Genomic DNA, 22,347 nt, shown 5'->3' with positions numbered 1-22,347 from the left:
ACTGTAGTGCCTTCAACCTGCGAGAACTGAATATCGATATCGCGATTCGTTCGACGACAGATGCGCGCGCGCTTTCCAGAATTCGCCGCATGAACTTCCAGCAGCTTCGTTCCGTCCGCGAGGCCCAGCGCCGCGGCTTCAACCTGACCGAGGTGGCGCAGGCGCTGCACACGTCTCAGCCCGGCGTCAGCCGCCAGATCCGCGAGCTCGAGGAAGAGCTGGGCATCGAGCTGTTCGTGCGCGTCGGCAAGCGGCTCACGGGCCTGACCGAGCCGGGCGAGCAGGTGCTGCCGGTCATCGAGCGACTGCTGCTGGAGGCCGAGAACCTGAAGCGCGCGGCCGACGACTTCGCGCAGGCCGGCAGCGGCCGGCTGCGCATCGCCGCCACGCACAGCCAGGCGCGCTATGCACTGCCGCCGGCCGTGCGCGACTTCCGCGCCCATCACCCCGACGTCAGCCTGCATCTGCAGCAGGGCTCGCCGCAACAGATCGCCAGGCTGTTGCTGGATGGCGAGGCCGATGTGGGCATCGCCACCGAAGCGCTGGCCGAGTATCCCGAGCTGATCGCGCTGCCCTGCTACCGCTGGACGCACTCGGTCGTCGTGCCGCCGGGCCACCCCTTGCTGGAAGGCCCGCTGACACTGGCGCGTCTGGCGCAATTCCCCATCATCACGTACGAGCCCGGCTACACCGGCCGCTCGCACATCGACGCCGCCTTCGCCACGGCGCAGCTGCAGCCCCACATCGTGCTCAGCGCGATGGACGCCGACGTCATCAAGACCTATGTGGAGCTGGGCCTGGGCGTGGGCATCGTCGCGGCCATCGCGTTCGACGAGGAGCGCGACCGCCTGCTGCGCTCCATCGATGCGCGCCATCTGTTCGAGGACAACATGACCCGACTGGCCGTGCGCCGCAGCGCCTATCTGCGCGACTACGTCTACGAGTTCATCCAGACCTTCGCCTCGCCGCTGAAGCGCGAGGTGGTCGACGCGGCCCGCCACGAGGTGGCACAGGACGCCGTCAGCCCGGCGCTGGCCTGGGCTGCATGAGCTAACGCCTTCTTCTTCTTTGCCCCCACACACCCTCCTCCCTAGAGTGACCGTCTCCTCCCTAACTTGACAACCATGCGCCGCATCATCACCGCCCTCTCCCTCGCCCTGGCTGCCGGTGCAGCCTTCGCCCAGACCACGCTGCTCAACGTGTCCTACGACCCGACGCGCGAGCTGTACCAGGACTTCAACAAGGCGTTCGCCGCGCACTGGAAGGCCAAGACCGGCGAGACCATCACGATCAAGGCCTCGCACGGCGGCTCCGGCAAGCAGGCCCGCTCGGTCATCGACGGCCTGGAAGCCGACGTGCTGACGCTGGCACTGGCCTACGACATCGATGCCGTGGCCGACCACAAGCTGCTGCCGCTGGACTGGCAGAAGCGCCTGCCGCAAAACGCGTCGCCCTACACGTCCACCATCGTGTTCCTCGTGCGCAAGGGCAACCCCAAGGGCATCAAGGACTGGAACGACCTGGTCAAGCCCGGCATCGAGGTCATCACGCCCAACCCCAAGACCAGCGGCGGCGCGCGCTGGAACTACCTGGCCGCCTGGGGCTACAACCTGAAGAACGGCGGCACGCCGGCCACGGCGCAGGACTTCGTCAAGAAGATCTTCACCAACGTGAAGGTGCTGGACTCCGGCGCGCGCGGCTCCACGACGACCTTCGTCGAGCGCGGCATCGGCGACGTGCTGATCGCCTGGGAGAACGAGGCCTTCCTGGCCGTGAAGGAACTGGGCCCCGAGAAGTTCGAGATCGTCACGCCCAGCCTGTCCATCCTGGCCGAGCCGCCGGTGACCGTGGTCGACAAGGTCGTCGACAAGCGCGGCACGCGCAAGCAGGCCCAGGCCTACCTGGAGTTCCTGTACGGCCCCGAGGGCCAGGAACTGGCCGCGCAGAACTACTACCGTCCGCGTGACGCCAAGGTCGCCGCCAAGTACGCCAAGACCTTCGCCTCGGTGAAGCTGTTCACCATCGAGGAGCTGTTCGGCGACTGGCGCAAAGTGCAGAAGGCGCACTTCGACGACGGCGGCGTCTTCGACAAGATCTACGTGAAGTAAGCCCCTCGTCCGACCTCGCTCCGCTGAACGCGGGCGAGTCCAGCCGGTCCCCCGAGGGGACGGCGACACGCGCGGCATCGAGCCGCGCGTACATCGCCAGACGGGCCGGCTTGGGAGCGGCCCGGCGCTCGGCCCGAGCCAAGGCACGACGGCCGCAGCGGGATGTGAAGTCTTGTTGCGCGCCTCGACAGCTGGCCCCGGGCGGCGTCATCATGGCGCCCGCATGAAACACCTCGCGCTCAGCCTCGCGCTCGCGTCCTGCCTGATCGGCTGCGCAACGGCGCCCTCGCCTTCCGCCACCACCACCGCCGCGCAGGATGCGCTGTGGCTGGACCGCCTCACCTGGGGCGCGCGCAGCGAGGATCTCGCGGTACTGCGCCAGAAGGGCCGCGCTGCGTGGCTGGACGCCCAGCTCGCGCCGCAAGGCCCGCCCCCGCTGCCCGCCGCCGCGCAGGCGCAAATCCAAACGCTCGCCGTTGCCCAGACCGAGTTGCTGCCGTTGGTGCAACGCATGGAGGCTCAGCGCAAGGCCGCCGACGCGGTGACCGACGACGCGGCCAAGGCTGAAGCGCAGAAGCAGTACCAGGCGGCGCTGACCAAACTGGCCCGCGAGGCCTCCATCCGCCAGCTGCTGCAGGCGCTGTACTCGCCCAACCAGGTGCAGGAGCAGCTGACCTGGTTCTGGTTCAACCACTTCAACGTCCACCAGTTCAAGAGCAACCTGCGCGTCATGGTGGGCGACTACGAGCAGGGGCTGCGCGAACGCTCGCTCGGCTCGTTCCGTGAGTTGCTGGGCTACACGGCCCGCCATCCGGCCATGCTGCGCTACCTCGACAACGAGCAGAACGCCGCCAACCGCATCAACGAGAACTACGCCCGCGAACTGCTGGAGCTGCACACGATGGGCGTGGGCGGCGGCTACAGCCAAAAGGATGTGCAGGAGCTGGCTCGCGTGCTGACCGGTCTGGGCGTGAACCTGACGGACAACAAGCCCAAGCTGCCGCCGCAGCGCGAGGCCCAGTACCGCCGCGCGGGTCTGACGGAGTTCAACCCGGTGCGGCACGACTTCGGCGACAAGCAGTTGCTGGGCATCACCATCAAGGGCCAGGGCGAAGCCGAGCTGGACCAGGTGCTGGACCTGCTGGCCCGCCACCCGAGCACGGCGCGCTACGTGTCGCGCAAGCTGGCCCAGTACTTCGTCGCCGACGAGCCGCCGGCTGCGCTGGTCGAACGCATGGCGCAGCGCTGGCAGCAGAGCGACGGCCGCATCGCCGACGTGCTGCGCGCAATGGTGCAGTCACCCGAGTTCGACGCATCGCTGGGCCGCAAGTTCAAGGACCCGACGCACTACGTCGTGTCCGCCGTGCGGCTGGCCTATGCCGACCGCGTGGTGCTGAACACCGGCCCCATGATCGGCTGGCTCTACCGCATGGGCCAGGCACCCTACAACCGCCAGACGCCCGACGGCTACCCGATGGACGAAAACGCCTGGGCCGGCCCCGGCCAGATGACCACGCGCTTCGAGATCGCGCGCGCCATCGGCAGCGGCAGCGCCGGGCTGTTCAAGCCGGAGGGCGAGGCCAAGGACCGACCCGGCTTCCCGCAGCTGGCGCATCCGCTGTACTACGAGGCCATCGCGCCGCGGCTGGCCACAGCCACACAGCAGGCGCTGGCCCAGGCCAACTCACCGCAGGAATGGAACGCCTACCTGCTGGCCTCTCCCGAACTGATGCACAGGTGACCCGATGAAGCGCAGACACCTCGTTCAACTGGGCCTTGGCGCCGCGCTGCCCACCCAGCTGTGGGCCGCATCCCCCGAGGCGCCACGCCTGCTGGTCGTCTTCCTGCGCGGCGGCTACGACGCCGCCAACCTGCTGGTGCCCACGTCGTCCGGCTTCTACTACGAGGCCCGGCCCAACATCGCCATCGCCAAGACCGCCGCGCTGCCGCTGGACACCGACTGGGGCCTGGCGCCGGCGCTGGCCGACAGCGTGCACCCGCTGTGGAACAAGGGCCAGGCCGCGTTCGTGCCGTTTGCCGGCAGCCACGACCTGTCGCGTAGCCACTTCGAGACGCAGGACCACATCGAGCTGGGCCAGCCCGAGCAAGGCAGCCGCGACTTCCGCAGCGGCTTCATGAACCGGCTCGCCACGGTGCTGGGCAGCAGCTCGCGGCTGGAAGCCATGGCCTTCACGGACCAGGTGCCGTTGATCCTGCGCGGCGAGCGCCCGGTCGCCAACCAGGCGCTGCGCGATGTGAACAAGCCAGGCATCACCCCCGCGCAGGCCGAGGTCATCGCCGGCATGTACGCCGGCACGCGCTTAGCCGGCGCGGTCAGTGGCGGCTTCGAGGTGCGTGAAGAGGTCGGCCGCGAGATGGCCGGTGACAAGGCCGCCGAGATGGAAGCCGCCAGCCGTGGCGCCATCGCGGCCAAGGGCTTCGCGCTGGAGGCGCGCCGCGTCGCGCGGCTGATGCGCGAGCGCGTGACGCTGGGCTTCATCGATGTGGGCGGCTGGGACACCCACGTGGGCCAGGGCGGCGCCACCGGTCAGCTGGCCAACCGGCTGGGCGAGCTGGGCAAGGGCCTGGCCTTGTTCGCCGACGAGATGGGGCCGCAGTGGAGCAACACCGTCGTCGTCGTGGTCAGCGAGTTCGGCCGCACCTTCCGCGAGAACGGCAACCGCGGCACCGACCACGGCCACGGCAGCGCCTACTGGGTGCTGGGCGGCGGCGTGAAGGGCGGGCGCATCGCCGGCGAACAGCAACAGATCAAGGCCGCGACGCTGCACCAGAACCGCGACTACCCGGTGCTCAACGAGTACCGGGCAGTGCTGGGCGGGCTGCTGGGCCGCATGTACGGCCTGAACGACGCGCAGCTGGCGCAGGTTTTCCCTGGCGCGAGCCCGCGCGACATCGGTCTGGTTTGACCTGCCTTACGCGGACTTGACCCAACGGTCGACGACCGCCTTCACGCGCTCGCCGAAATGCTTGGCCGTGGCGATGTCGCCCGGCACCATCTCCTCGGCCGAGGCGTCGCTGGGCGTCTGCGTGATGAGGCCCGCGTAGCCGCCCAGGTTGTTGATGTCGTCGCGCGTGGCGGCCTTGTGGTTGGGCGCCTTCAGGCCCATGCCCACCCAGATCATGCTGTGCTGCTGGCTCAGCGCATGCAGGTACTGGATGGTGCCGCCCTTGTCGCCGTTCAGCGTGGCCGAGTTCGTGAAGCCGGCGGCGATCTTGTCCTTCCAGACCTGGGCGTACCAGGGCTTGCTGCTGGCGTCGGCCACCTTTTTGAACTGCCAGCTCGGGCCGCCCATGTAGGTGGGCGTGCCGAAGATGATGCCGTCGGCCGCGGCCAGCGTGGCCCAGTCGGCCTCGGTGATGTTGCCCTCGGCGTCGATGGCGATCAGCTGCGCGCCGGCCGTGCCGGCCACGGCCTCGGCGACCTTCTTCGTGTGGCCGTAGCCGGAGTGGTACAGAACGACGATCTTGCTCATGGTGGTCTTTCCTTCGTTTAAGTTGAAGAGATTCAATCAGGCCGCGAGGTCGAACACGAGAACCTCGGCGTCCTTGCCCGCTGTCAGCGCCAGCCGCGATGCTTCACTAACTTGCAAGGCATCACCCGCCGTCAGGTCTTGACCGTTGACGTTAAGCGAACCACGCACCACGTGCACATACCCCAGACGACCAGGGGCAAGATCCACCTCAGCGGCTTCCGCGCCATTGAAAAGCCCGGCATACAGGCGGGCATCCGCATGGATAGTCACCGCGCCGTCGGCCCCATCGTTGGCCGCCACCAGGCGCAGCTTGCCGCGCTTGGAATCGGTGTCGAAGTGCTTCTGCTCATAGCTCGGGGCGATGCCGCGGTGGTCCGGCATGATCCAGATCTGCAGGAAGTGCGTCGTCTGGTCCTTGGCGTTGTTGAACTCGCTGTGCATGACGCCGGTGCCCGCGCTCATGCGCTGCACGTCGCCCGGCCGGATGACGCCCGAGTTGGCGCCGCCCTTCTCGCCGTTGCCCATGCTGTCCTTGTGCGCCAGCTCGCCCGACAGCACGTAGCTGATGATCTCCATGTCGCGGTGGCCGTGCGTGCCGAAGCCGGTGCCCGGGGCGATCTTGTCCTCGTTGATGACGCGCAGCGCTCCAAAACCCATGCGGGCCGGGTCGTAGTAGTCGGCGAACGAGAAGCTGTGGAAGGACTTCAGCCAGCCGTGGTCTGCATAGCCGCGGTCACTGGACTTGATCAGTTGGGTGGTCATCTGGAACTCCTTGCTTGTTGGCTTGCGATGGAGTCAATGTAGGAGCCGGGTCCTTGCCCATCGACAAGGCGCTTCGAGGACATCATTCAAATAGACTGAACAGATCCTAGATACGACGGTTGACCGCTCCAGCGCTTGCACCAGATGGCCCCATCCACCCACCCGCTCCACGACACCCACTTAGCTTCGGCCTGCAACGCTGCACACCCGATTGCGCCGCGCTGGCATGCGCTGGCTGCGTTGATCCTCCTTGCGGGCGCGAGCCCGCTGCGTCGTCGCGCCTTGCCAGCGCACCCCATCGCAGCCCACTCGGGCGCGCCCAACCGTCGTATCTAGGATGTCCGCCCCCCAAGACAAGCGCCGCGCGCTGACCCCCGAAGCCCTGTCCATGATGGACACCATCGCCCGCACCGGCAGCTTTGCGGCCGCCGCCCGCGAGATGGGCCGGGTGCCGTCGGCGCTGACCTACTCCGTGCGCCAGCTGGAAGACGCGCTGGACGTGCTGCTGTTCGACCGCAGCTCCCGCCAAGCCGTGCTGACTGCCGCCGGCCAGGAACTGCTGATGGAGGGCCGGCGGCTGCTGCAGGAGCTGGACGCCGTGGCCAACCGCGTGCGCCGCATCGCCACCGGCTGGGAGAGCGAGCTGACGCTGGCTGTGGACGACGCCGTCGCGCGCCGCGCGCTGTTCGACCTGATGGATGCCTTCTACGCCGAGACCATAGAAGGCGGCGGCCCGCCGCCCACGCGGCTGAAGCTGCGCGTGGAGGTGCTGGCCGGCACGTGGGAAGCCTTGCTGCATGGCCAGGCCGACGTGGCAATCGGCGTGCCGGCGCAACTGCAGACCAGCAACGTGCTGTGCGAGTCGGCCGGCGAGCTGGAGTTCGCCTTCTGCGTGGCGCCGCACCACCCACTGGCCTCGTTGCCCGAGCCGCTTTCCGCCAGCCAGATCGCCGAGCACCGCATCATTGCCGTGGCCGACAGCGCCCGGCTGATGGCGCCGCTGACCGTGGGCCTGCTGCCGGGGCAGGATGTGCTGACCGTGCCGTCGCTGGCCACCAAGCTGGAGGCCATGTTGCGCGGCCTGGGCTGCGGCTCGCTGCCCACGCCCATGGTGCGCCGGCACGTGGAAGCCGGCCGGCTGGTGCGCAAGGCCACCTACGAAGGCCGGCGCACGGGCCTGATGCACTACGCCTGGCGCGACACCGGCCATGCCCCCGGCAAGGCGCTGGCCTGGTGGCTGGACAAGCTGCGCAGCGAGGCCACGCGCAAGGCGCTGCTGGAGCAGCACGAGGGCTTGCTGCTTTGAGCACCTATCGAGGTCGATTCGCGCCCTCCCCCACCGGCCCGCTGCACGACGGCTCGCTGGTGGCCGCGCTGGCCAGCTGGCTGGACGCCCGCGCTCACGGCGGCCAGTGGCTGGTGCGCATCGAGGACGTGGACGGCCCGCGCTGCCCGCCCGGCACGGCCGAGATCATCCTGGGTCAGTTGAGCGCGCTGGGCTTGCACGCGGACGAAGCGCCCGTCTGGCAATCGCGCCGCGGCGACCGGTACCAGGCCGCGCTGGACCGCCTCATCGCGCCGGGCCATGCCTACGGCTGCGCCTGCACCCGCGCCGAGATCGCGGCCGCCGCCGGCCCCCGCGCCAAGCATGGCGAACTGGTCTACCCCGGCACCTGCCGCCATGGCACCCAGGGCCGGCCCGTCCGCGCCTGGCGCTTCCGCGTGGACGGCCGCGTGGACTGGCACGACCGTCGCCTCGGCGCTCAGACGCAGGACCTGGAAACGGAGGTCGGCGACTTCGTCCTGAAGCGTGCCGACGGCCTGTGGGCCTACCAGCTGGCGGTCGTCGTCGACGACGCCGAGCAAGGCATCACCGACGTCGTGCGCGGCGAAGACCTGGCCGACAACACGCCGCGCCAGATCGCGCTGCAGCGGGCGTTGCACCTGCCGACGCCGCGCTACCTGCACACGCCGCTGGTGCTGGCGGCGGACGGGCACAAGCTGTCCAAGCAGAACGGGGCGGCAGCCATTGATGTGGGCGACCCGCCGGCGCGGCTGCGCGAAGCCAGCGTGGCGCTGGGGCTGGTGCCACCGTCCGGCAGCGCCGGCGACGTGCTGGCCGCCGCCATCGCGCAATGGCGCTCCGCCCGGCCCTGACCGCTCAGAAGCAGACGAGGAAGCAGAACAGCTGCGACTTGTCCATGGACAGCTCGACGGTATCGCCATCGGTCGCGATGCGCACCGGCTTCTCGAACGCCGCCGCCTCCTTCACCAGATAGCTGAAGGGCATGTAGCGATCGGAAGACCCGATGTGGGCGTTGCCGACGAAGGTGTGTGTGGTGCCCACGTACTCCTGGCGCGTGATGGTCTTCTCGTACGAGAAATTGGCCACGACGATGTACTCGCCGGCTGGCAGGTTGGTGAACGCGAAGCGGCCCTCGTCGTCCAGGATCTTGCTCGACATGAAATGCTTGGCGATGCTCTCGGGGATCTGCCCCGGCATCTTCTTCGTCGCCTTCACATGCTCGTACCAGGCCTTGAACTCGTCGGTCATCCAGATCAGGCCGATGGCCGGGCTGCCCTTGGGCGGGTACTGCTTGCGCGCCAGCACGGCGAGCTTGACGAAGGCTTGGCCCTTGATGGTGGACGTGCCCACTGGCCGCAGCTCCGCGGTCGCCTCCTTCAGCGTGCGGCCGGCAAAGGACTTGCCGGCCACGCAGTCCAGCATCGCGTCACGCGCCAGCTCCAGCCCGTCGTAGTCCATCGCGACGACGGTGGCGCCGTTCAGCTTCAGCTGCAGGTCGCTTTCGCTGTCGCGCATGGACTGCAGCGTCTGCCGGATGTCGCCCGTGCCGATGACCAGGTTGCCCTCCGGCGCGCCCTTCTCGCGCGCCAGCAGCTTGGCCTTCATGCGCACGGCCGGCAGGCTGCGCTGCTGCAACTCCACCTGCACGTCCTGCGTGGCATGCGACCAGGGAATGCCCTCGCTGCTGAACAGGATGGTGGAGCTCGGGTTGCCGGCGGTGGGGCCGAAGATGGCCAGCCCCGGCAGCCGGGCCCGGGCCGGGATGAAGCGCACGGCGCAGTTCAAGCGCGGGTTGGCGGCGTCCTCGCGCAGCATCCAGGCGCCCAGCGACGAGCGCGTCACCAGCTTGTTCTCTTCGCTGCCGGCCGGCAGTGCCAGCCCGCCTACCAGCAGGCCGGCGAGCATTCGCATGAGGACCGCTGCGGTGATGGGCTTCGGCATGGCAACTCCGTGGGGTGACAAGGCGGCAGCCACTATGCCAGCGCCGCGCGCATCACCCGGCTGCCCGAAGGGGTAGGTCTGTCGCTGCGGCGACAATCGGCCGATTCCCCAACACGAAGGATTTCCCCATGAACACCACGCCCAGCGGCCTGCAGTTTGATGACACCACCGTCGGCGACGGCAAGACGGCGGCGGCCGGCCAGGACGTGACCGTGCACTACACCGGCTGGCTGTGGGTGGACGGCGCCAAGACGAGCAAGTTCGACTCCAGCAAGGACCGCAACGACCCGTTCGAGTTCGAGCTGGGCGCCGGCATGGTCATCCGCGGCTGGGACGAAGGCGTGCAAGGCATGAAGATCGGCGGCAAGCGCACGCTGATCATCCCGGCCGAGCTGGGCTATGGCGCGCGCGGCGCCGGCGGCGTGATCCCGCCCAACGCGACGCTGTGCTTTGAAGTGGAACTGCTGGGCGTGGCCGGCGGCCCCGAGCCGGTGGAGCTGAACCTGCACACCGCCTCCAGCGGCCTGCAGTACGAAGACCGCGTGGTGGGTGAAGGCGCCGTGGCCGAGAAGGGCCAGCGCGTGACCGTGCACTACACCGGCTGGCTCTACAAGGACGGCATGCGCGGCAAGAAGTTCGACTCCAGCAAGGACCGCGGCCAGCCGTTCAAGTTCCGTCTGGGCGGCGGCGAGGTCATCGCCGGCTGGGACGAGGGCGTGCAAGGCATGAAGATCGGCGGCACGCGCATGCTGGTGCTGCCGCCCGAGCTGGGCTATGGCGCCTACGGTGCCGGCGGCGTCATTCCGCCGAACGCGACACTGCTGTTCGAAGTGGAATTGCTGGCCGTCTGATCAGGCTGACCCGAAGCCGTTTCAGGCGACGGCGCGAGGCTGACAAGCGCCTGTCATTCGCCCATGCTGTGATCCGCTCCCTGACGGAACCCGGATCACACCATGACGACGATTGACCAGCGCCGCTCCCCTCGTGTCGAGTTCTTCCTCGTGCCCTCCGAGCATGAGCAGTTGCCGGTGTGGGTCATCAAGCCCGAGGGCCTGAGCGACGCGCATGGCGGCGTGGTCGTCAACCTCAGCGAGGACGGCCTGCAGATCCTGTGCGCCGCCGAACCGGTGCTGGACGCCAACCACTACGAGCTGCGCCTGCTGCTGGGCGAGGACGAAGGCGTGCCGCTGTTCAGCGCCGCCGTGCGCCGCGTCTGGACACGGCCGCTGAGCCGCATCGTGCAGCTGTGCGGCTTCGAGTTCGAATCGTCCAACTCGCAGGCCGAGGAGTTCCTGCGCACCCAGACCGCGCAGATCACCGCGCGCCAGTGGGTGCGCTGCGTGCTCGTCGAGCGCATGACCGCGCTGGCCTGAGAACGTTGAGCCCCTCGCCCAAGGCGTACCTTGGGCGGTCCCCCGAGGGGACGGCGATGTTTGCGGCATTGAGCCGCAAACACATCCCCAGAACGGGCCGGCTTGGGAGCGGCCCGGCGCTCGGCCCGCCAATGCACGACGGCCCTCTGGCGGGGCGCACCGCTCTCGGGTAGCGTGGGGTCATCCCACGCCAACGAGGGCGGCCATGCTCGAACTCGAACAACTGCAGCGCTACTGGACCGACGCCCAATGGGCCGCCAACGTGCTGATGCTGATGCATCTGCTGGGCGCCATGGTGCTGGGGCTGCTGCTGGGCTACGAGCGTGCCTACCACGGCCGCGCGGCGGGCATGCGCACCTATGCGCTGGTCTGCATGGCGGCCTGCGGCGTGACCATCCTGGTGGGCTACCCCGAGCAGTGGTTCGGTGGCCATGTGGCCGGCGGCGCGCTGCCCCAGTTCACCGACCCGACGCGGGTCATCCAGGGCGTGGTCACCGGCATCGGCTTCCTGTGCGCCGGCGTCATCATGCGCGAGGGCATGAACATCTCGGGCCTGACGACGGCCGCCTCGCTGTGGTCGGCCTCGGCCATCGGCATCGTGCTGGGCATGGGCTTCTATTTCGCAGCCATCGCGCTGACGCTGCTGTGCGCCACGCTGATGATGTGGGGCGCCAAGCTGGAGAACCAGCTGCCCTCGCACCCCGCCATCGCCGTAACGCTGCGCGGCGAATCGGGGCGGCGCTTCTCTCAGGCCGAGCTGGCCGCGTTCGCCGATGGACTGGGCTACCGCTTCGCGCCCGGTTCCTTGAGCATCGAGAAGCAAGGCGACCACGAGGAGTGGCGCTTCGTGTGCACGGCCAAGCAGAACTTCAAGGGTCAGACCTTGTGCCGCTTCACCGGCCGGCTGCATGAACTGCCGGGTGTCGCGGGTTACCGCGTGACCCATGCTCGCAACTAGAGAAGACTCACGCCGGCAAGGTTCAGCAGCGAGGTCTCGCGCATCAGCCGCACGAAGTCGGCCAGGAAGGGCTTGGCGGCAAGCGCCGGCGTGCTGACGGCGTAAAGCCTGCCGGTCAGCCCCTGCTCCGTGATGCGCTGCCGCGCTACGTAGCCGCGCGCCAGGTAGTTCTCCACCGCCCACAGCGGCAGCGCCGCGATGCCGCGCCCGCTGGCCACCAGTTGCAGCATCGCAACCGTCAGCTCGCTGGTGCGGCGCGGCGGCGTGATGCCGGCAGGCTGCAGCACGCGGCGCACGAGGTCCAGCATCTCGTCGGGTACCGGGTAGGTGATGAGCGTGCTGTCCGCAAAGTCGGCCGCCTCCAGCCAGGGCTTGGCCAGCAAGACATGACCCTTGGGCAGCAGCGCGACGATCTCGAAGCTGAACAGCGGGTGCACGACGACGCCGGTCTCGTCGGCGTCCACGTCCGACACGATGGCCAGCTCGGCGCGGTCCTGGTGCAGCAGGCCCACCGGGTCAGCCTGGAAGCCGGAGACGATGTCCAGCTCCACCTCCGGCCAGCGCTCGCGGAACGCGTCCATGGCCGGCATCAGCCAGTCGAAGCAGGTGTGGCATTCCACGGCAATGCGCAGCTGGCCGGCCGAACCATCCACCAGGCGGCGCACGTCGCGGTCCGCTTCGTCGACCTGCGGCAGCACCGCGTCGGCCAGCTTCAACAGCCGCTGGCCGACGACGCCGAACACCAGCGGGTTGCTCTTGCGCGCGAACAGCTCGGCGCCGTAGTGCTCCTCCAGGCCCTTGAGCTGGTGCGACAGCGCCGACTGCGTCAGGTTCAACAGCTGCGCCGCGCGCGACAGGTTGCCGGCCTCGCGCAAGGCGAGCAGCGTGCGCAGATGGCGCAGTTCGAGCGGCGTTTGCATGAGCAGAACTGTTGATGAACCCGAAAACGTTTCGTTTGATTCATTGTGCCCGTTTGCCGATCATCACGAACGAAATTCATCTACTCGTCGATCCATCATGATCAAGACTCATATCCTCGGCTTCCCGCGCATGGGCGAGCACCGCGAACTGAAGACCGCGCTGGAGCGCCACTGGCGCGGCGAGCTGCCCGCCGCCGAGCTGGAAACCCAGGCCGCCGCGCTGCGCGCCCGCCACTGGCAGCTGCAGCTCGGCGCCGGGCTGGACCACGTCACCGTCGGCGACTTCGCGCTGTATGACCACGTCGCCCACCTGATCCAGCTGTTCGGCTGCGAGCCGGCGCGCTTCGGCTTCACGGGCCAGGAAGCGCCGCTGCAGCGCTACTTCGCGATGGCCCGCGGCATCACGACGACCCATGCCCACGACGCTGCCTGCGGCTGCGGCGCAGCCGAAGTCGACGGCGTGCCCGCGCTGGAGATGACCAAGTGGTTCGATACCAACTACCACTACCTCGTGCCCGAGTTCGACAGCGCCACCGAGTTCAGCCTGAACGCCGAACGCCTGCTCGCCGAGGTCGATGAGGCCATCGCGCTGCCCGCCAGCCCCAAGGTCGCGCTGCTCGGGCCGGTGAGCTTCCTGTACCTGGGCAAGAGCAAGCAGGACGGCTTCGACCGCCTCGCGCTGCTGCCGCGCCTGCTGCCCGCCTACGAACAGCTGCTGACCCGCCTGGCCGCCCGCGGCGTGACCTGGGTGCAGCTGGACGAACCCATCCTCGGCCTGGACCTGAGCCCCGCCTGGCAGGGCGCGCTGCGCCAGGCCTACGCGCGCCTGGGCGTCGTCGGCCAGCCGCTGCTGCTGGCGACCTACTTCTCGCCGCTGCAGGACAACCTCAACCTCGCCTGCGAGCTGCCCGTGGCCGGCCTGCATATGGACGCCGTGCGCGCACCCGAGGAACTGCTGCCCGTCGCGCTGCGCCTGCCGCTGGACCGCGAGCTGTCGGTGGGCATCGTCGACGGCCGCAACATCTGGCGCAGCGACCTCGACGCCGCGCTGGTGCAGCTGCGCAAGGTGCAGGAACTGCGCGGCGGCCGGCTGTGGGTGGCGCCGTCCTGCTCGCTGCTGCACGTGCCCTTCAGTCTTCGCCACGACAAGGCGCTGGATTCGGAACTGCAGAGCTGGCTGGCCGGCGCCGTCGAGAAGCTGGACGAGCTGCGCGTGCTCAAGCGCGCGCTGTGGGGTGATGAAGCCAGCGTGGCCCGCGAACTGGCCGAGTCGCGCATCGCTCGCGCCACCCGCATCGCCAGCCGGCGCGTGCGCAACGCCAGCGTCGCGTCGCGGCTCAAGGCGCTGCCAACGGACGCCGACCAGCGCCGCTCGCCCTTCCCCACCCGCCAGGCCGCACAACGCCAGCGCCTGCGGCTGCCGAGCTTCCCGACGACGACCATCGGCTCCTTCCCGCAGACACCCGAGATCCGCGCCGCCCGCGCGGCCTTCAAGTGTGGCACGCTGAATGAAGCCGCCTACCGCGAGGCCATGCAGCGCGAGATCCAGCTTGCGGTCGGCAAGCAAGAGACGCTAGGCCTGGACGTGCTGGTGCACGGCGAGGCCGAGCGCAACGACATGGTCGAGTACTTCGGCGAACAGCTGTCGGGCTTCGCCTTCACCGCCAACGGCTGGGTGCAGAGCTACGGCTCGCGCTGCGTGAAGCCGCCGGTGCTGTTCGGCGACGTGTCGCGCCCCAAGGCCATGACGGTGGACTGGACCGTCTACGCGCAGAGCCTGACGGCCAGGCCCATGAAGGGCATGCTGACCGGCCCCATCACCCTCCTGCAATGGTCCTTCGTGCGCGACGACCAGCCGCGCGCCGACTCCGCGCTGCAGATCGCGCTGGCCATCCGCGACGAGGTGGCCGACCTGGAGGCCGCCGGCATCGCCGTCATCCAGATCGACGAGCCCGCCATCCGCGAAGGCCTGCCGCTGCGCCGCGCGGCCTGGAGCAACTATCTGGCCTGGGCCACGCGCGCCTTCCGCGTGACCGCCAGCCCGGTGCGCGACGACACGCAGATCCACACCCACATGTGCTACTCGGAGTTCAACGACATCCTGCCCGAGATCGCGGCCATGGACGCCGACGTCATCACCATCGAGACAAGCCGTTCCGACATGGAGCTGCTGCGCGGCTTCGGGCAGTTCAAGTACCCCAACGAGATCGGCCCCGGCGTCTACGACATCCACTCGCCGCGCGTGCCCGGCACGGCCGACATGCTGCGGCTGCTGAAGAAGGCGGCCGAGGTCATTCCGCCGGAGCTGCTGTGGGTCAACCCGGACTGCGGGTTGAAGACGCGGGGGTGGGCAGAGACGGAAGCGGCGCTAGGGCGGATGGTGGAGGCGGCGAGGCAGTTGAGGGAAGCGGTATCGGTAGGCTGATACCCGGACTTGTCGCTTGATAGGTGGCGGTGGCCTGCGAACCCTGACACATTCAGGCACCATGCGGAGCCGGGATCGCCATCCCGACCGACCGATCGACCATGCCAATCACCGCTGCAGCTTCTCCCGATCTTCACGCAGCCGTCGGCTGCCTGGCGACGGCGTTCTCGCGGGACCCGATCACCGAGTTCCTGCTCCAGGCGGCGCCGGGCTACGACGAACGCGTCACGCAATTCTTCTCGCTGCTGATGCGAGCCCGGCTCGCGCTCAACATGCCGGTCCTCGTGGCCCGAGGCACCGCAGGCGGCATTCAAGGTGCAGCGATGGGCTACACGACCGCACCCCCGGCGTGGCCCACTGATGTGTCGGATGACTGGGATCGCTTCGAGACCACCATTCCCGGGCTGTCCGACCGCCTGGCTGTCTATGACGGCATCGCCGCCCAAGGCAAGCCGACCCTGCCTCACTACTACCTGGGCGTGATCGGCGTGGACCCGGCCCTGCATGGACAGGGCTTGGGCGCGCAATTGCTGCAGTCGTTCTGCGACCTGTCAGCCGCCGACCCGTTGTCCAGCGGCGTCTACCTGGAGACGGCGAAGGCGTCGAATGTGCGGTTCTACGAGCGTGCCGGTTTTGTGGAGACCGGCCGCGGGCGCCTCGGCAGCGCGACCCTGTGGTGCATGTATCTGCCGCACGGGCAGCGTTGAGTCACTCAATCGCCGGATACTCCCCCAACCCATCCGGCCACGGCGTCAGGATCTCGAAGCCGTCCTTGGTGACGGTGACCATGTGCTCCCACTGCGCCGACAGCGAGTGGTCGCGCGTGACCACCGTCCAGCCGTCGTTCAGTTCGCGGATGCCGGCGCCGCCCGCGTTGATCATGGGCTCGATCGTGAAGATCATGCCCTCCTGCAACTTGAGTCCCTCGCCCGGACGGCCGAAGTGGTTCACGTGCGGATCGTCGTGATAGATGTCGCCGATGCCGTGGCCGCCGTATTCGCGCACGACGCTGAAGCCAGCCGCGTGCGCGACCTGCTGGATGGCGTGGCCCACGTCGCCTAACGTTGCGCCTGGGCGCACCTGGCGGATGCCTGCGCGGAGCGCCTCGTAGGTCGTCATCACCAGCCGGCGTGCCAGCACATTGGCCTCGCCGACGATGAACATGCGGCTGCTGTCGCCGAACCAGCCGTCCTTGGTCAGCGTCACGTCCACGTTGACGATGTCACCCTTCTTCAGCTTCTTGTCCTTGGACGGGATGCCGTGGCACACCACATGGTTCGGCGAGATGCAGGCCGTCTTCGGGTAGCCGTGATAGCCCACGTTGGACGGGATGCACTTCAGCGTGTTCACGATGTAGTCGTGGCAGATGGCGTCCAGCTCGTCGGTCGTCACGCCGGGCACGACGTGCGGCTTCAGCATGGCCAGCACCTCGGCGATGAGGTGGCCGGCCGCGCGGGCCTTGGCGACCTGCTCGGGCGTGCGCAGCTTGATGCTCTTCATGCGCGAGCTCCTTTCGCCTTGGCCGGCTGAGTCCAACCGGCAAGGCGCGCCAGGTCCAGCCCGCCCTCCTGCTCGGCGCGGATCAGCAACTGGCACAACTCGCTGTGGTTCAGCTGCGGGTGCAACTCGGCCAGCATGCCGATGCGCATCCAGTGCTCGGCCTGGGCGTTGATGGAACGAGAAAGAGCCTGGCTGGCGACGCGCAGGCTCTCGTGCAACGGATCGGAGATTTTGACGATTCCCATGCCGCGACTATATACGCTTCGTATACGAAACGTATATCAGTCGGTTTTGGGAACGACCGCTGCGTCGTAGATGCTCAAAAACTCCGCCGGCATGCGCTTCGGCTTGCCGTCGCTGATCGCGATACACACCAGCACCCAGCGCCCGCGCACCAGCGTCACGCCGTCGCTGGCCCGGCGCAGCTGAAAGCGCCGCTCCATCGTCAGCCGGCCGTCGCTGGCGGTCAGCCAGGTGCCCAGCACCAGCGCCTCGCCCTCGAAGGACGGCAGCAGGTAGTCGTAGTGGCCTTCGCGGATGGCCATTGCGCGGTCCAGGCGCCGGTAGTCATCAAGCGACAGGCCCAGCGCCTCGGAGTGCGCCCAGCCGGCCTGCTCGCACCACTGCACGTAGACCGCGTTGTTGGTGTGGGCCAGCCCGTCGATGTGCTCGGCCGCCGGCGTCAGCGCCAGCGTGAACGGCGACGGATAGTCCCAGTCATTCATAGACCGACACTTCCGGCCGCCGGGCCAGCACCGCGATGGGAGGTGCCCAGCGTTCGCCGCGAGGCTTCTTGCTGGTCACCAGCGTGATCTCGCTGGGCTCGAAGACCTCGACGTTGTGCGTGATCGGCGTCGTCAGCAGGTACTGCGCGCGCGTGCTGCGCAGGAAGTGGCCGACGAGCTGGATGTTGCGAACGTCCAGGTGAGCGAAGGGCTCGTCGATGAAGACAAAGCCACCGGGGGTCTCGTCGTCCTTCATCAGGCCGACCAGCAGGATCAGGCTCTTCAACACCTGCTGGCCGCCCGAGGCCTCGCCGTCGTTCAGGCCCACCTCGCCCTTGCCGTCGAAGTTGAACTTCACGTGCAGGCCGGCCTGGGCCAGCACGGTGTCGTCGTTGTCCAGGTGCGGCAGCACGGCCTCGGCGGTCGTGCCGGCCAGCTCGCCCAGCTCGGCGACGTTCTTCTTGTAGCGGCGCACGGTGGCCCGCATCACGTCGATGTAGCGCTCGCGGGCGTTGAACGCGGCGATACGGGCCAGTTCGTTGCTGGCGCGGCGGTCGCTCAACTGCGTGTCCTGCTCATGCACCTGCGCGGCCATGCGTGCGTGACGGTCCACCACGGTCGCGTCCACCTCCCAGTGGCCGCCTTCCAGCTCCTGGTCCACGTGATGCGCGCGGATCTCAGCCTGGCGGGCGTTCTCAAACTCGTCGCGGACGGCGGCCAGTGCCGCCGGCGTGACCCAGCTCGCCGGGAACTGCGCCTTCTGCTTGCGCGATTCCTGCGACGCCTTGCGCAGCGCGTCGCGCTTGGCTTCGTGCTCGCGCAGGCGGCCTGCGGCGGAGCCTTCGCCATCCTTCAGCGCGATCTGCGCGCCTTCGTAGGCCTGCTCGCTGCGCGTGGACTCACGCACGACGCGGTCATGCTCGCTGTCCAGCGAGCTCATGCGCGTGGACGCCTCGGCACGCGCCTGACGCAGCACGGGCAGGCGTGAACGCGCTTCGGCGAACTCGTCGGCGCGCTCGCTCAACTCTTGCGCCGCCTTGTGGCCCACAGCCGCACGCTGCACGTCTTTGAACTGGCGTTCGACTTCCGCCTGAGCCTTGGCGATACGACTCAGCTCGCCGTCCCAACGCGCGAGTTCGCTTTCCAGCGCACCGCGGCGCGAATCGACGGCCGACGCGCCGAACTGGTGATCCCGAGGCTCGACGAACACGCTGCGGCCACCACGGCCGTCGCGGTAGTAGGCGTCGGTGGTGATCCATTCGCCGCCAACCTGGGCGCCCTCTTCCGTCGAGGTGACGCAGCGGATGCCGCCGAGTTGCCGCGCCAACCAGGCCGGCAGCGGCGCGCTGACGTTCAGTGCGGCCAGCAGCGTGCCGGCCGGCGCCTGCGTGACGGGCGAGGTGTCGGACACAACGTAATGGCGGTAGCGCTGCTTGGCGGCGATGTCGAAGGCGCGGCCTTCGTCGCTGCGGTGCTTCAGCACGACGACCCAGCGCGACGGGCGCAGCAGGCCTTCGGCGGCGGCGCGCCAGGTCTCGTCGGCGATGTCGATGGAATCGGCCACAAGGTAGTGGGCGATGCCGGCGTCGTCCAGCGCACGCTTCATCGGCGCGACCTCGGGCGGCGGTGGCGGCAGTCGCTTGCCGCTCAGCTCGCCGAGCTGCGCCTGCGCACGCGAGGCCTTGTCGCTGGCACGCGTGTAGTCGGCGCGCAAGCGCTCGCGTTCGGACGCCAGCTCCTGCATCTTGGCCGTCAGCGCGGCGGCATCGGCCTCCACGTCGGCCAGCGCCTTCAGCTCGTCCTCGCGCTTGACCAGCGCCTCGGCGGGCCGCTCGGCCTCGCGGGCGGCGTCGAACGCGGCGCGGGCTTCTCGGCGTTCACCGTCCAGCGCCTTCAGCCGTTCCTTGGCCGCTTCCTGCGCGGTGAACAGGCCGTGCAGCGCCGCGCGCTTATCGCTCAGCGCCTTCACGTCGCCCGACGCGAACAGACGCTGGCGATGCAGCTCGCGCGCATCGCGGGTGATGCGTTCACGCGCCTCGCTCCAGCGCAGCACGGGCAGCACCTCGGTGGCCAGCCGCTCACGCTCCTGGATCTTCAGCTGGTACTGGCGGTGGCTGTTGACGCGATTGGCCAGGTCGCTGAGCTGGGCCTGCGTGTGCGCCAGCTCGCCTGCGGCCTGCTCGACCTCCTTGCCCAGCTGCTGCTGGTGGCTGCGCGCCTGCTCGTAGCGGTCCAGCACTTCCTGGTCGCCGAACACCTCGAAGACCAGGCGCAGCAGCTCCTTCGGGCTCAGCTCGCAAAGCCGGTCGGTCTGGCCCTGCTCCAGCGCCAGCACGCGGCCAATGGCGCGCGTGAGGCCGGCGGCTTCCAGGCGCTTCTTCCACGCCTCGATGCCCAGCCAGTCGCGGTCGCCCTTCTCGGCCAGCTGCTCGATCTCGTGCACGCCGTCGAGGATGACGTAGCGGCGCACCCAGTCGCCGCCGTGGCGCTCGATGCGGCAGGCCAGCGTCACCTGGTCGGCGTACAGCAGCGACGACGCGAACGGCCGGCTGCTGTTCTGACGCGAGCGCGGGCGGTTGTCCACCAGCGCGCGCAGCCAGGCCGTCTCGGCGTTGGCGTGGCGGGCGTAGGTCTTGTACGTGCGGCCGCCGGAGCATTCCAGGCCCAGCAGCGTGCGCATCGCGTCCAGCAGCGTGGTCTTGCCCGATCCATTGGGGCCGGCGATGGTGATGATGGCGCCGTCGAGAGGCAGCGTGACGCGCTGGCAGTAGTCCCAGTGCAGCAGTTCAAGCGATTGCAGGTGGAACATCAGTCGTCAATGTCTTGTTGTTCGGCTTCTTCGGGGCGCGAGACCGGGTGGCCGGCGCGGGCCAGCACGTCACCCAGTGCACCGTCGAGGATGCGCGGCGCCAGCAGGTCGTAGTCGATCAGCAGATCCAGCAGCGGGCCCTCGGCGATGTCCTCGCCGCGGCGCGTGATGAAGCCGTGGCGCTCCAGCAGCTTCAGGTTGGTGTCCATGCGCAGCTTCTTGCCGAGCTGGTCGCCGAAGTCGGCCAGCAGGCTGCGGTAGCTGATCAGCGGCGCGACGCTGGCGGCCTGCGGCATGGGTTTGTCGGCCGCGAACATCTCGCCCTGGCCGGCGTGGATGGCGTCGCTGCGGGCCACCTGGCGTTGCCGCTTGGGCAGCACGATCAGGCTCCACAGCACCACCAGCAACGCCACGCCGTCACGCGGGATGTCGAGGTTGTTGTTGGCGGCCAGGCCCATCTCGCCGAACACGGCGCTCTCGGCCGGGCGCATCAGCGCGACGGCGATGTGGTCGGCATGCACGTTGTCCACCAGCTGCAGGCCCACGCCGGCCAGGCGCGCGCCGAGCTGCATCCACAGCTCGGTGTCGATCAGCGCGCGCTTCACGAGGGGATGGCTGCGCGGCAGCCAGCGCCGGGCCAGCAGTTGCGCGGCGAGTTGCTGGGAGTCGTCGAGTGGGCTCATTCGGAGGAAGAAGATTCAGGGGTCAACACGCCGCGGCTCATCCATTTGACGAACTCGTCGTCCACGGGACCTTGCTCGGCGGACCAGCGCACCGACCAGGGCTGGCGGGCCATGTCGCCGGTAGCGCCCTTCAGGTGGCGGGCCTGCGCGTCGCCCAACAGCGGCAGCAGCTGGGCACGGTAGGAGGCGCGGGCATAGCTGTCGCCCAGGATGGCGGGCGCGAGGTCGCGGGCCTCGGTCGTGCCGGCGGCCGTCCAGGCATTCAGCAGCGCCTGCATCTGGTCCATGTCGGGCGGCAGCTGCATGACGGACAGCTCGCCGGTCGGCGCGGCCTGGCCTTGCGGCAGCGCGGCGGCTTCGGCGGGCTTGGGACGGTCGCGCTCGAACTCGGCCTCGGCGGTGTCGACGAGGTCGCGCTGCGCCACCAGCACCGGGTGCACCGGCCGCTCCCACGCACCGTTCAGCAGCGTGGCCAGGTCGCCCTGGCTCTGCAGCCAGCGGCGCACGTCGGTCGTCGTGATGCCGGTGGAGCCCAGCGTCACGCGCTGGCGGTCGGCCTGCTGCAGCGCGCGGTTGAACTGGCTGGCCATCGCCAGCAGCCGCGCCTGGGCCAGGCCCAGCTCGCGGGCCAGGCGCTCCAGCCGCGCCTCGCCGGCCGACTCGGCCTGCGCAATGATGGCGCCCAGCGCCTCGCCGGCGCGGTCCACCAACGTCAGCGCCTTCTCGAAGCGCGTGCGCGCGCGGCGCAGCGCGAACTCGCTGCCGCTGGCGATGGCGTCGGCGAATTCGTCGTAGAGGCGTGACAGCTGCGCCAGCAAGTGTTGAAGCTGCGCGGGTTGCAAGGTGCCCAGCTGATGGGCGCCGGCCACGCCGGCCAGCAGCGAGGCCAGGTCGCCGTCGGGCGCCTGCTCCTGCGAGAGCGGCTGCAGGATGCCGACCAGTTGCTGAGCCAGCGGCGTGACGGCATAGGTCTGCGCGGTCGCGTCCCAGGCCAGCAGATCGGCGTCGCGCAGGCGCTTGAGCACGTTGTCCAGCGCCTCGTCGCGCAGCACGTGGAAGGCCTGGTTCAGCGCCTCGCGCGTCAGCCGCGACTCGCGCAGCGCCATCAGCTCGAAGAACACCCACACGCGCAGCCGCACCAGCGGTGCCGGCCCGCCGAACAGCGCGCGTTGGGCGGCCAGCAGCGCGTCCTGGCGCTCCAGCTGCCACCACAGCAGCGCGTCCTCGGGGACGGTGCCGTCGCGGAAATAGTCCTCGACGCGCAGGGCATCGTCGCTATCAGGCGGGGAATTTGGGAGCTGCACGGGCTGGGACATGGGGCGCGGATTATCGGGGAGGGCATT

General features: G+C 69.0%; 21 protein-coding genes and 1 pseudogene. 12 read left to right on the top strand and 10 right to left on the bottom strand.

What is annotated here, in order from left to right; translation table 11 throughout:
• The first annotated feature begins 89 nt into the window (after positions 1 to 89).
• From J2X21_RS06060 to J2X21_RS06045, 4 genes are all read left to right on the top strand, one after another.
• Complete coding sequence (locus J2X21_RS06060) at positions 90 to 1,049, top strand: CysB family HTH-type transcriptional regulator (RefSeq protein ID WP_310326151.1); 960 nt, start codon at positions 90 to 92, stop codon at positions 1,047 to 1,049.
• Positions 1,050 to 1,124: 75 nt separating this feature from the next.
• Complete coding sequence (locus J2X21_RS06055; RefSeq protein ID WP_310326149.1) at positions 1,125 to 2,108, top strand: sulfate ABC transporter substrate-binding protein; 984 nt, start codon at positions 1,125 to 1,127, stop codon at positions 2,106 to 2,108.
• Positions 2,109 to 2,331: 223 nt separating this feature from the next.
• On the top strand, positions 2,332 to 3,849 hold the full coding sequence (locus tag J2X21_RS06050; protein ID WP_310326147.1) for a DUF1800 domain-containing protein: 1,518 nt from the start codon (positions 2,332 to 2,334) through the stop codon (positions 3,847 to 3,849).
• A 4-nt stretch (positions 3,850 to 3,853) separates the two neighbouring features.
• Positions 3,854 to 5,035 (top strand): DUF1501 domain-containing protein, encoded by a 1,182-nt coding sequence (locus tag J2X21_RS06045; protein ID WP_310326145.1) that lies wholly within the window; start codon positions 3,854 to 3,856, stop codon positions 5,033 to 5,035.
• A 6-nt stretch (positions 5,036 to 5,041) separates the two neighbouring features.
• On the opposite strand, the gene J2X21_RS06040 is transcribed toward J2X21_RS06045, so the two are convergent.
• Both J2X21_RS06040 and J2X21_RS06035 read right to left on the bottom strand, forming a co-directional pair.
• On the bottom strand, positions 5,042 to 5,602 hold the full coding sequence (locus J2X21_RS06040; RefSeq protein ID WP_310326142.1) for a flavodoxin family protein: 561 nt from the start codon (positions 5,600 to 5,602) through the stop codon (positions 5,042 to 5,044).
• Between the two features lie 36 nt (positions 5,603 to 5,638).
• On the bottom strand, positions 5,639 to 6,364 hold the full coding sequence (locus J2X21_RS06035) for a pirin family protein (protein WP_310326139.1): 726 nt from the start codon (positions 6,362 to 6,364) through the stop codon (positions 5,639 to 5,641).
• Positions 6,365 to 6,701: 337 nt separating this feature from the next.
• Between J2X21_RS06035 and J2X21_RS06030 the strand changes: the two genes are divergently transcribed.
• A complete protein-coding gene (locus J2X21_RS06030; protein WP_310326136.1) occupies positions 6,702 to 7,670 on the top strand; it encodes a LysR family transcriptional regulator in 969 nt (322 codons plus the stop codon).
• A complete protein-coding gene (gene gluQRS, locus J2X21_RS06025) occupies positions 7,667 to 8,521 on the top strand; it encodes a tRNA glutamyl-Q(34) synthetase GluQRS (protein WP_310326134.1) in 855 nt (284 codons plus the stop codon). Before J2X21_RS06030 ends, gluQRS begins: the two co-directional genes overlap by 4 nt.
• 4 nt (positions 8,522 to 8,525) lie before the next feature.
• On the opposite strand, the gene J2X21_RS06020 is transcribed toward gluQRS, so the two are convergent.
• Complete coding sequence (locus J2X21_RS06020) at positions 8,526 to 9,581, bottom strand: peptidase associated/transthyretin-like domain-containing protein (protein ID WP_310326132.1); 1,056 nt, start codon at positions 9,579 to 9,581, stop codon at positions 8,526 to 8,528.
• Positions 9,582 to 9,739: 158 nt separating this feature from the next.
• On the opposite strand from J2X21_RS06020, the pseudogene J2X21_RS06015 reads away from it, so the two are divergent.
• The 4 genes and pseudogenes from J2X21_RS06015 to J2X21_RS06000 form a co-directional block, all read left to right on the top strand.
• Positions 9,740 to 10,084 (top strand): annotated as a pseudogene (locus J2X21_RS06015) (FKBP-type peptidyl-prolyl cis-trans isomerase); the annotation flags it as partial.
• 30 nt (positions 10,085 to 10,114) lie between these two features.
• Positions 10,115 to 10,462 (top strand): FKBP-type peptidyl-prolyl cis-trans isomerase, encoded by a 348-nt coding sequence (locus J2X21_RS06010; RefSeq protein ID WP_310327216.1) that lies wholly within the window; start codon positions 10,115 to 10,117, stop codon positions 10,460 to 10,462.
• Positions 10,463 to 10,564: 102 nt separating this feature from the next.
• Entirely contained in the window at positions 10,565 to 10,984 is a 420-nt protein-coding gene (locus tag J2X21_RS06005; RefSeq protein ID WP_310326129.1) for a PilZ domain-containing protein, read from the top strand.
• Positions 10,985 to 11,189: 205 nt separating this feature from the next.
• Positions 11,190 to 11,942: an MgtC/SapB family protein gene (locus tag J2X21_RS06000; RefSeq protein ID WP_310326126.1), complete on the top strand. Its 753-nt coding sequence runs from the start codon at positions 11,190 to 11,192 to the stop codon at positions 11,940 to 11,942.
• On the opposite strand, the gene J2X21_RS05995 is transcribed toward J2X21_RS06000, so the two are convergent.
• Positions 11,939 to 12,862 (bottom strand): LysR family transcriptional regulator, encoded by a 924-nt coding sequence (locus tag J2X21_RS05995; RefSeq protein ID WP_310326125.1) that lies wholly within the window; start codon positions 12,860 to 12,862, stop codon positions 11,939 to 11,941. The two genes, J2X21_RS06000 and J2X21_RS05995, sit on opposite strands and share 4 nt — an antisense overlap.
• Before the next feature lie 97 nt (positions 12,863 to 12,959).
• On the opposite strand from J2X21_RS05995, the gene metE reads away from it, so the two are divergent.
• Both metE and J2X21_RS05985 read left to right on the top strand, forming a co-directional pair.
• Positions 12,960 to 15,287, top strand: a complete 2,328-nt coding sequence (metE, locus tag J2X21_RS05990; RefSeq protein ID WP_310326123.1) for a 5-methyltetrahydropteroyltriglutamate--homocysteine S-methyltransferase — start codon at positions 12,960 to 12,962, stop codon at positions 15,285 to 15,287.
• Between the two features lie 101 nt (positions 15,288 to 15,388).
• Positions 15,389 to 15,994 (top strand): GNAT family N-acetyltransferase, encoded by a 606-nt coding sequence (locus J2X21_RS05985; protein ID WP_310326121.1) that lies wholly within the window; start codon positions 15,389 to 15,391, stop codon positions 15,992 to 15,994.
• A gap of 1 nt (position 15,995) precedes the next feature.
• Here J2X21_RS05985 and map read toward each other — a convergent pair whose 3' ends face one another.
• The 6 genes from map to J2X21_RS05955 are packed head-to-tail and all read right to left on the bottom strand — an operon-like array spanning position 15,996 to position 22,320.
• Positions 15,996 to 16,787: a type I methionyl aminopeptidase gene (gene map / locus J2X21_RS05980; protein WP_310326119.1), complete on the bottom strand. Its 792-nt coding sequence runs from the start codon at positions 16,785 to 16,787 to the stop codon at positions 15,996 to 15,998.
• Positions 16,784 to 17,032, bottom strand: coding sequence for a ParD-like family protein (locus tag J2X21_RS05975; protein ID WP_310326117.1), 249 nt, complete (start codon positions 17,030 to 17,032; stop codon positions 16,784 to 16,786). The genes map and J2X21_RS05975 overlap by 4 nt, the downstream gene beginning before the upstream one ends.
• A gap of 36 nt (positions 17,033 to 17,068) precedes the next feature.
• On the bottom strand, positions 17,069 to 17,512 hold the full coding sequence (locus J2X21_RS05970; protein ID WP_310326115.1) for an acyl-CoA thioesterase: 444 nt from the start codon (positions 17,510 to 17,512) through the stop codon (positions 17,069 to 17,071).
• Complete coding sequence (locus J2X21_RS05965; RefSeq protein ID WP_310326114.1) at positions 17,505 to 20,321, bottom strand: ATP-binding protein; 2,817 nt, start codon at positions 20,319 to 20,321, stop codon at positions 17,505 to 17,507. The genes J2X21_RS05970 and J2X21_RS05965 overlap by 8 nt, the downstream gene beginning before the upstream one ends.
• Complete coding sequence (locus J2X21_RS05960; RefSeq protein ID WP_310326112.1) at positions 20,321 to 21,004, bottom strand: hypothetical protein; 684 nt, start codon at positions 21,002 to 21,004, stop codon at positions 20,321 to 20,323. Before J2X21_RS05960 ends, J2X21_RS05965 begins: the two co-directional genes overlap by 1 nt.
• Positions 21,001 to 22,320 carry a hypothetical protein gene (locus J2X21_RS05955; RefSeq protein ID WP_310326109.1) on the bottom strand — a complete coding sequence of 440 codons (1,320 nt, stop codon included), beginning with the start codon at positions 22,318 to 22,320 and terminating at the stop codon, positions 21,001 to 21,003. Before J2X21_RS05955 ends, J2X21_RS05960 begins: the two co-directional genes overlap by 4 nt.
• Between the last annotated feature and the right edge of the window lie 27 nt (positions 22,321 to 22,347).

This window comes from Roseateles asaccharophilus, assembly GCF_031458115.1.
In the GTDB taxonomy this organism is placed as follows: Bacteria; Pseudomonadota; Gammaproteobacteria; order Burkholderiales; family Burkholderiaceae_C; genus Pelomonas; species Pelomonas asaccharophilus_A.
This window is presented reverse-complemented; position numbering and strand designations above follow the sequence as displayed.

What these genes read in the sequence shown, in the direction of transcription:
- J2X21_RS06050 (WP_310326147.1), top strand. Translation starts at nt 2,332, where the DNA reads ATGAAACACCTCGCGCTCAGCCTCGCGCTCGCGTCCTGCCTGATCGGC.
- J2X21_RS06005 (WP_310326129.1), top strand. Translation starts at nt 10,565, where the DNA reads ATGACGACGATTGACCAGCGCCGCTCCCCTCGTGTCGAGTTCTTCCTC.
- metE (WP_310326123.1), top strand. Translation starts at nt 12,960, where the DNA reads ATGATCAAGACTCATATCCTCGGCTTCCCGCGCATGGGCGAGCACCGC.
- J2X21_RS05975 (WP_310326117.1), bottom strand. Translation starts at nt 17,032, where the DNA reads ATGGGAATCGTCAAAATCTCCGATCCGTTGCACGAGAGCCTGCGCGTC.
- J2X21_RS06055 (WP_310326149.1), top strand. Translation starts at nt 1,125, where the DNA reads ATGCGCCGCATCATCACCGCCCTCTCCCTCGCCCTGGCTGCCGGTGCA.
- J2X21_RS05960 (WP_310326112.1), bottom strand. Translation starts at nt 21,004, where the DNA reads ATGAGCCCACTCGACGACTCCCAGCAACTCGCCGCGCAACTGCTGGCC.
- J2X21_RS05965 (WP_310326114.1), bottom strand. Translation starts at nt 20,321, where the DNA reads ATGTTCCACCTGCAATCGCTTGAACTGCTGCACTGGGACTACTGCCAG.
- J2X21_RS06060 (WP_310326151.1), top strand. Translation starts at nt 90, where the DNA reads ATGAACTTCCAGCAGCTTCGTTCCGTCCGCGAGGCCCAGCGCCGCGGC.
- map (WP_310326119.1), bottom strand. Translation starts at nt 16,787, where the DNA reads ATGAAGAGCATCAAGCTGCGCACGCCCGAGCAGGTCGCCAAGGCCCGC.
- J2X21_RS06040 (WP_310326142.1), bottom strand. Translation starts at nt 5,602, where the DNA reads ATGAGCAAGATCGTCGTTCTGTACCACTCCGGCTACGGCCACACGAAG.
- J2X21_RS06045 (WP_310326145.1), top strand. Translation starts at nt 3,854, where the DNA reads ATGAAGCGCAGACACCTCGTTCAACTGGGCCTTGGCGCCGCGCTGCCC.
- J2X21_RS06030 (WP_310326136.1), top strand. Translation starts at nt 6,702, where the DNA reads ATGTCCGCCCCCCAAGACAAGCGCCGCGCGCTGACCCCCGAAGCCCTG.
- J2X21_RS05955 (WP_310326109.1), bottom strand. Translation starts at nt 22,320, where the DNA reads ATGTCCCAGCCCGTGCAGCTCCCAAATTCCCCGCCTGATAGCGACGAT.
- J2X21_RS06000 (WP_310326126.1), top strand. Translation starts at nt 11,190, where the DNA reads ATGCTCGAACTCGAACAACTGCAGCGCTACTGGACCGACGCCCAATGG.
- J2X21_RS05970 (WP_310326115.1), bottom strand. Translation starts at nt 17,512, where the DNA reads ATGAATGACTGGGACTATCCGTCGCCGTTCACGCTGGCGCTGACGCCG.
- J2X21_RS05995 (WP_310326125.1), bottom strand. Translation starts at nt 12,862, where the DNA reads ATGCAAACGCCGCTCGAACTGCGCCATCTGCGCACGCTGCTCGCCTTG.
- J2X21_RS06020 (WP_310326132.1), bottom strand. Translation starts at nt 9,581, where the DNA reads ATGCGAATGCTCGCCGGCCTGCTGGTAGGCGGGCTGGCACTGCCGGCC.
- J2X21_RS06035 (WP_310326139.1), bottom strand. Translation starts at nt 6,364, where the DNA reads ATGACCACCCAACTGATCAAGTCCAGTGACCGCGGCTATGCAGACCAC.
- J2X21_RS05985 (WP_310326121.1), top strand. Translation starts at nt 15,389, where the DNA reads ATGCCAATCACCGCTGCAGCTTCTCCCGATCTTCACGCAGCCGTCGGC.